Source organism: Azospirillum baldaniorum (genome assembly GCF_003119195.2).
GTDB lineage: Bacteria > Pseudomonadota > Alphaproteobacteria > Azospirillales > Azospirillaceae > Azospirillum > Azospirillum baldaniorum.
In genome coordinates, this window is sequence record NZ_CP022262.1 from 732,705 (window position 1) to 740,232 (window position 7,528).

6 protein-coding genes are annotated in these 7,528 nt (G+C 70.0%); 5 read left to right on the forward strand and 1 reads right to left on the reverse strand.

The features are described from left to right. Positions 1-6: 6 nt before the first annotated feature. The 5 genes from Sp245p_RS34680 to Sp245p_RS34700 are packed head-to-tail and all read left to right on the forward strand — an operon-like array spanning position 7 to position 6,372. On the forward strand, positions 7-1,551 hold the full coding sequence (locus Sp245p_RS34680) for a tripartite tricarboxylate transporter permease (protein ID WP_014199999.1): 1,545 nt from the start codon (positions 7-9) through the stop codon (positions 1,549-1,551). 38 nt (positions 1,552-1,589) lie between these two features. After that, positions 1,590-2,258 carry a TerC family protein gene (locus Sp245p_RS34685; RefSeq protein ID WP_014200000.1) on the forward strand — a complete coding sequence of 223 codons (669 nt, stop codon included), beginning with the start codon at positions 1,590-1,592 and terminating at the stop codon, positions 2,256-2,258. A 13-nt stretch (positions 2,259-2,271) separates the two neighbouring features. Further along, the gene (locus tag Sp245p_RS34690) at positions 2,272-3,150 is read left to right on the forward strand and encodes a universal stress protein (RefSeq protein ID WP_014200001.1); all 879 of its coding nucleotides are present in this window, start codon (positions 2,272-2,274) and stop codon (positions 3,148-3,150) included. A gap of 38 nt (positions 3,151-3,188) precedes the next feature. Next, a complete protein-coding gene (locus Sp245p_RS34695) occupies positions 3,189-3,863 on the forward strand; it encodes a response regulator transcription factor (protein ID WP_014200002.1) in 675 nt (224 codons plus the stop codon). Continuing rightward, positions 3,850-6,372, forward strand: coding sequence for a sensor histidine kinase (locus tag Sp245p_RS34700; protein WP_109139250.1), 2,523 nt, complete (start codon positions 3,850-3,852; stop codon positions 6,370-6,372). Before Sp245p_RS34695 ends, Sp245p_RS34700 begins: the two co-directional genes overlap by 14 nt. A gap of 40 nt (positions 6,373-6,412) precedes the next feature. Here the strand turns inward: Sp245p_RS34700 and Sp245p_RS34705 are convergent, their stop codons facing one another. Next, entirely contained in the window at positions 6,413-6,796 is a 384-nt protein-coding gene (locus Sp245p_RS34705) for a hypothetical protein (protein WP_145644915.1), read from the reverse strand. Positions 6,797-7,528: the final 732 nt, after the last annotated feature.

Here is a 7,528-nt window from a genome sequence, read left to right on the forward strand (position 1 = left end):
TGCACAATGGACACCCTTGCCGCCCTCGGCCACGGCTTCCTCGTGGCGTTGACCCCCTACAACCTTCTGTGGTCGGCGATCGGCGTGACCGTGGGAACCGCGGTCGGCGTGCTGCCCGGCATCGGCCCGGCGCTGACCGTGGCGCTGCTGCTGCCGGTCACCTACGGGCTGGAGCCGACCTCCGCCTTCATCATGTTCGCCGGCATCTATTACGGCGCGATGTACGGCGGCTCGACCACCTCGATCCTGCTGAACGCGCCGGGCGAGTCCGGCAGCATCGTCACCGCCATCGACGGCCACGCCATGGCCCGCCAGGGCCGCGGCGCCCAGGCGCTGGCGACCGCCGCCATCGGCTCCTTCATCGCCGGCACCATCGCCACCGCGGCGCTGACCTTCGTCGCCCCGCTGATGGTCAAGATGGCGCTGCTGTTCGGCCCGGCCGAGTATTTCGCGCTGATGGTGCTGGCGCTGACCACCGTGACCGCCGTGCTGGGCAGCTCGCTGGCCCGCGGTCTGGCCAGCCTGTTCCTCGGTCTGGCGCTGGGTCTGGTCGGCATCGACATGCAGACCGGTCAGGCGCGGCTGGCCTTCGGCGTTCCGGAGCTGCTCGACGGCATCGACACGGTGGTGGTCGCGGTCGGCCTGTTCGCGGTCGGCGAGACGCTCTACGTCGCCTCCCGGCACCGCTTCGAAACGGAGGAGATCTACGCGCTCAAGGGCTCCAAATGGATGAGCCGCGAGGACTGGGCGCGCTCCTGGAAGCCATGGCTGCGCGGCACGCTGCTGGGTTTCCCCATCGGCACCCTGCCGGCCGGCGGCAGCGAGATCCCGACCTTCCTGTCCTATCTGGTCGAGAAGCGTCTGGCGAAGAAGCCCGAGGAGTTCGGCAAGGGCGCCATCGAGGCCGTCGCCGGTCCGGAGGCCGCCAACAACGCGTCGGCCGCCGGCGTGCTGGCGCCGCTGCTCTCGCTCGGCCTGCCGACCTCGGCGACCGCCGCCATCATGCTGGCCGCCTTCCAGCAATACGGCCTGCAGCCCGGCCCGACGCTGTTCGACAACAACCCCGAGCTGGTCTGGGGCATGATCGCCAGCCTCTACATCGGCAACGTGCTGCTGCTGGTGCTGAACCTGCCGCTGGTCGGCTTCTGGGTGAAGCTGCTGCTGATCCCGCGGCCCTGGCTGTACGCCGGCATCCTGGTCTTCTCGTCGCTCGGCGCCTACACGCTGAACAACAACGTCATCGATCTGGTCATCCTGTGGGTGATCGGGCTGCTCGGCTTTGGCATGCGCGTGCTGAACGTGCCGGTGGCGCCCTGCGTGGTCGGGCTGATCCTGGGGCCGCTGGCCGAACAGCAGTTCCGCCGCGCGCTGGCGATCAGCCAGGGCGACCCGTCGGTCTTCCTGACCCACCCGATCTCGGCGGCCCTGCTGATCATCGCGGCCCTGCTGGTGATCGGCCCGATGGTCCTGCGCTACCGGAGCAATGGGGCGGCCAAGGGCACAGGCAAGAACGACAACGCCTCCCCGTCCGGCAGCCATCCCGCGACGTAAGACCGCCATTCTTCGGCCATTCTTCGAAGGACTTTTTCATGGAAAGCGTCGATCTCTGGTCGCAGCTCGCCGCCCTTGGGCAGGTGGTCGCCATCGACCTCGTGCTGGCCGGCGACAACGCCATCGTGGTCGGCATGGCCGCCGCCGCGGTGCCGCTGGCGCAGCGCCGCAGGGTGATCTTCTGGGGCATCGGGGCGGCCATCATCCTGCGCATCTTCTTCGCCCTGATCACCACCCAGCTCCTCGCCATCATCGGGTTGACGCTGGCCGGCGGCGTTCTGCTGCTCTGGGTCTGCTGGAAGATGTTCCGCGAGCTGCGCTCCCACGGCACGGACGAGGTGGCGCCCGACGAGGCGATGGACGCCCCGGACACGCCGGTCGGCGTGTCCGGGAACACCGCCGGTGCCGCGGTCGGCGGCGTCACGGTGGGGGCCGCCATCTGGCAGATCGTGGTGGCGGACGTGTCGATGTCGCTCGACAACGTGCTGGCCGTGGCCGGTGCGGCCAAGGACCACCCCACCATCCTGGTGATCGGTCTGCTGCTGTCCGTCGTGCTGATGGGGGCGGCCGCCAACATGATCGCGCATGTCCTGCACAGGCACCGTTGGATCGGCTGGGTCGGTCTCGCCATCATCACCTATGTGGCGCTCGACATGATCTGGCGCGGCAGCAACGAAGTCCTCATGCACACCTCCTGGCTATCGTGACGGAGCGAATCCGATGATCAAGAAGGTTCTCGTTCCCCTGACCGGGCGGCCGCTGGACCGCCGCGCCATCGCCACGGCCTTTCTGCTCGCCGACCGCTTCCGCGCCCATGTGGAGGGGTTGAGCGTCATGCCGCAGGTCGAAATCCGCACCTCCGTGGAAAGCGCCGCCATCCCCAAGGCGCTGGTCGAGCAGCTCATCCGCATCGGGCAGGAGGATCAGGCGCGGGTGGTCGATTCCGCCCACAGCCTGTTCGAGGAGTTCCGCAGCCGCTTCGGCGCCGCGGAGGCGGACAGCCTGACCGGCGGCGGCGAGGACGCGGACGGACTGTCCGCATCCTGGCAGCAGGCCACCGGCCCGCTGGCCGAGACCCTGGCGGAGGAGGCGCGGCTCGCCGATCTGGTGGTGATCGCCCAGACCTCCGACGGCACCAACGCCATGGGTCCGGCCATCGAGGCGACCCTGTTCGGCTCCGGCCGCCCCCTGCTGCTGGCCCCGGCGGCCGAACCGGCGTCGGTCGGGGCCGCGGCGGCGGTGGCCTGGGACGGCGGGGCCGCGGCCTCGCGGGCGGTCGCGGCGGCATTGCCCCTGCTGCAACGCGCCGGCAAGGCGGTCATCCTGTCGGCCGACGTCGCCGACCCCGGACGCACCGCCGACCCTGACCGCCTGTCGGCCTACCTCGCCCTGCACGGCGTGGCGGCGTCGATCCGCCGGGTCGCGGCGTCGGGCCGCGCGGTCGGCCGGGCCTTGCAGGAGACGGCGGCGGAGGCCGGCTGCGACCTGCTGGTGATGGGTGCCTACGGCCACAGCCGGGTCCGCGAACGGGTGTGGGGCGGCGTGACGCTGGACGTGCTGCGCGAGCCGCCCGCCATTCCCATCTTCATGGCGCACTGATTTGTGCATTACGGTGCCCCGGCACCGGGAGACGGACCATGCGCATACTCGTCGTCGAGGACACCGAGGATCTGGCCGACGCCATCGTCCACAGGCTGCGCAAGCTGGGCTACGCCGTCGATTGGGCGCCGACCGGGGACGAGGCGGAGGAATTGCTGCGCCAGGAGGCGTACCAGCTCGTCCTGCTCGACATCATGCTGCCGGGGGTGGACGGGCAGACGCTGCTGAACCGCCTGCGCCAGCGCCGCGACGCCACGCCGGTCCTGGTGATGACCGCCCGTTCCCAGGTGAATGTCCGGGTCGACCTGCTCGACCTCGGCGCCGACGACTTCATCGTAAAGCCCTTCGACCTGCGGGAGCTGGAGGCCCGCTGCCGCGCCCTGCTGCGCCGCTCGCACGGGCTCGCCTCCTCGCGCACGCAGTTCGGCAATCTGGTCTTCGACGCGGCGGCCAAGAAGGTGCTGGTCGACGGCCGCCCCGTCGATCTGGGCGGCCGCGAGTTCCGCCTCCTGGAGCTGTTCCTCAGCAACCTGAACACCGTCCTGTCCAAGGAGGACCTGATGGACCGGCTGTTCAGCCTCGACCAGCCCACCGCGCTGAACGCCATCGAGTTGTATGTCTCCCGCCTCCGGCGCAAGCTGGAGGGCGCGTCGGTGGAGATCCGGACGGTTCGGGGGCTGGGGTATGTGGCGGAAGTGTGTGCCGAAGGCTGAAGGATTCTCGCTGCGGCGGCGGCTGTTCATCCGGCTGCTCGGCGTGCTGGCCGTCCTGACCGCCGGGCTGTTCCTGTTCGTCAGCGCCTACGCCCAGCGCGCCGCCGACGCCGCCTTCGACCGGTTGCTGATGGCGTCGGCGCTGTCGATCTCCGACACGGTGCGGGTGGAGGACGGGCGCTTCTCCGTCGACCTGCCCTACTCCTCGCTGGGCATCCTGGCCCAGGCGCGGCGCGACCGCGTGTTCTACCGGATCACCGCCCCGGACGGCGAACTGGTCACCGGCTACCACGACCTGCCGATGGCGCCCGCCAAGGCCGGGGTCGCCGGAGCAGCCGGCGGCGATTCCGCCACCCGGTTCGAGAACGCCACCTTCCGCGGCATGCCGGTGCGGATCGCCGTCCTGAAGCGCTTCGCGGCGCAGCCGGAGCTTGGCGGCTGGATCACCATCGCCGTCGCCCAGACGCGGGAGGAGCGCGGGGCGCTGGCCCGCGACATCCTGGCGAACGCCTTCCTGCCCATCGCCTTCACCGTGGTCGCGGCGGGCGGGCTGATCTGGTTCGGGGTGCGGCAGGCGCTGGCCCCGCTGGGCTCGCTGGAGCGGATGATCCGCGAGCGGCAGCCCCACGACTTCTCTCCCATCGCCATGCCGCCGCCGCAGGAGGTCTCGCAGCTCGTCCAGGCGATCAACCAGCTCATGGCCCGGCTCAAATCCAACCTCGACACCATGCAGACCTTCCTGGCCGACGCCGCCCACCAGATCCGCACGCCGCTGGCCAGCCTGCGCCTGCAGGCCGAACTCGCCATCGACGAGGACGATCCCGAAGCCCTGCACCGCATCGCCCAGCGCGTGCACCGCAACGCGGTGGAGGCCAGCCAGCTGACCAGCCAGCTCCTCAACCACGCCATGGTGATCCACCGCAGCGAAGCCTTGAAGCCGGAGGACGTCGATCTCGGCGCCCTGCTGGAGCAAGTGTTCCAGCGCGCCCGCGCGGTGGCCGGCGACACGGCGATCCGCCTGGACATCGACCGCGCGGCGGAGCCGGCCACCGTCCCCGGCGACGCGATCAGCCTGCGCGAGGCGCTGACCAACCTGCTCGACAACGCGGTGAAATACGCCGGCCCATCCGGCCCCATCGACCTGTCTTTGACACCTTTGCCAAACGGGCGCGGCCTGCGCGTGGAGATCGCCGACCGCGGCCCCGGCGTGCCGGACGCCGAGAAGCGCCGCGTGCTGGAGCGGTTCGGGCGCGGCAGCTCCGCCGCCGGGGTGGCGGGCAGCGGGCTGGGCCTCGCCATCGTCACCTCGGTGGTGGAGGCGCATGGAGCGGATTTGTCCCTGCTCGACCGCCCCGGCGGCGGGCTGATCGCGCGCATCGATTTCCCGGAGGCGGGCGGCACCACCACGGCGGGGGGAGGGGCCGCGCGGGCCCTGCTGCCCCTTCTGGTCCTCGTCGCTCTGCTCTGGGCGCCTTGGATGCAGGCCGCGCAGGCGGCGCAACTGCTCACCTACCCCGCCCCCGGCGGCGAGCGGGAGAGGCTGCGCATCCATTCCGCCACCGACCGGCAGGCCATCGAGCCGCTGGTCCTCGATTTCCAGCAGCTCCATCCCGACGTCACCATCGAATACAAGGACATGGACACCGCCGACCTCTACGCCGAGGCGGTGGCCGTGCCGGCGAAGGGAGCCGCAGCGGAGACTCCCGACCTGCTCATCAGTTCGGCCTCCGACCTCCAGGTGAAGCTGGTCAACGACGGTTACACCCAACCCCACCGCTCCGCTTTGACCGACGCTCTGCCGGACTGGGCGAACTGGCGGGACGAGGCGTTCGGCTTCACTTTCGAGCCGGCGGTGATCGCCTACCACCGCGACCTGCTGCCGGACGCCCAGGTGCCGCGCACGCGCCCGGCGCTGATCCGGCTGCTGCGCGACGACCCGGCGCGCTTCAGCCGGCGCGTCGCCACCTACGACACGGCCACCAGCGGCATCGGCTATTTGCTGGCCTCGCACGACGCCCTGCTGTTCGGCCAGTACTGGCAGCTCGTCGCGATGATGGGCAACGCCCAGGCGCGGCTGGCCTGCTGCTCCGGCGAGATCCTCGACATGGTGGAGCGGGGCGAGGTGCTGATCGCCTACAACGTCCTCGGCTCCTACGCGCGGGCGCGGGCGGCGGCGGGGGCGCCCATCGGCATCGTGGTGCCGGAGGACTACACGCTGGTCATCTCCCGCGTCGCGGTGATCCCCCGGACGGCCCCCCGGCCGCAGCTCGCCGGGGCGTTCATCGACTATCTTCTGTCGCCGCGCGGGCAGGAGGTGGTGGCCGACCGCTCCGCCCTCTACGCCATCTCCTCCGGCATCAAGCGGGAGGCGTCGGCGTCGGGCCTGCGCTCCAGCACGGCGGCACCACTGCACCCCATATCTCTCAGTCCGGCCCTGCTGGTGTTCCTCGACCGGCTGAAGCGGGAACGCTTCCTGCAGCAATGGCAGTCGGCGATCATGCTGCCCTGAGTCTTTGAGGGGGCCGCAACCCGCACCCCTGCGCGATGCCTCAGCCATTCCAGCCTCCCGGCGGCGATGGCGCCCGCAGAGCCATGCCCATGCCGTGCAGCCGCGTCCGGCGCTTGTCGACCGGCAGGGCCGCCAGCCCGAGCAGCACCGTCGTCGCGGAATCGAGGCCGCCCGGCGGCCCGATCGCCCCGCTGCCCAGGGCCTCGGCGATCGCATCCGACCGCCCTGCGTCCGGGCTTTCGGCGGCGGCCAGCAGACGCTCCGCGGCGGCGGCGCGGTCCGGCACCGCCCCACGCCCCCCCGCTTTCTTCAGGAGGGCCTTCACCCGCTGACGGTCGTTGCGGTCCTGGAAATGGCCGTGCCGCTGCATCAACCGCACCGCCTCGACCATGTAGTCGGCGAAGCTCCTCAGGTCCCGGCCCACCCGATGCGGAGGCTGTTCCTGCGCCGTCGCCACCGCTTGATGCAACCAGCCGCTGGTCCGTGAGACCTCGGTGATCGCATCCGCGGGGAGCGGCGGCGCAACCGCGGCGAAAAGGTCCGCAAGGATCAGAGCGTCCTCGGCTCCGTCGAGAACCGGACGCCGCAAAGCCTCTGCGAGCAGTCCGTTGAGCCACGGTGAAGAAAAAGGATGTGCTCGCCGTTCCTGCATCCGGAACCCCATGAAAATGACATGGATTTGCAACCTCACGCAGAAGATACCAACTCTTCCGCGGATAGCAACGGAAACGATCCTATCAAGTGAGATGTTTCACAAGAATCAGCCATCACCAATGCGGAAATGAACGCATATGTATTCCACCGTGAGAAACTGTGATCGACAGATTCAATACAAATACGCGATATGTCCTTGAGCGCGTGCACAACCGCTACTAAGATACACTCGGGTATGCAGGAGGGGCGCATGGCGGGCCTGTTGCAGGAACGTACGGGACGCGCGGCGCACGCGAACGCAGCCTTGGCGGCTTGCCCACGGCGTCAGCCGGATCAAGCCGAACGGTGCCACGCACAGGCACCGGCCGGCGGGACACCGCCAGTCAGGACACCTCTGGCCTGAATCTGCCGGATGCCACCACGGGCAACGTTTTCCCGCAAGGCACGGGCCGGCGTCATCGGGCGGAGGTCTTCGAGGACCGAAGTGAACCTCATTCCCTTC

Coding starts and splice junctions, on each gene's coding strand:
- Sp245p_RS34685 (WP_014200000.1), top strand. CDS start 1,590: ATGGAAAGCGTCGATCTCTGGTCGCAGCTCGCCGCCCTTGGGCAGGTG.
- Sp245p_RS34695 (WP_014200002.1), top strand. CDS start 3,189: ATGCGCATACTCGTCGTCGAGGACACCGAGGATCTGGCCGACGCCATC.
- Sp245p_RS34690 (WP_014200001.1), top strand. CDS start 2,272: ATGATCAAGAAGGTTCTCGTTCCCCTGACCGGGCGGCCGCTGGACCGC.
- Sp245p_RS34680 (WP_014199999.1), top strand. CDS start 7: ATGGACACCCTTGCCGCCCTCGGCCACGGCTTCCTCGTGGCGTTGACC.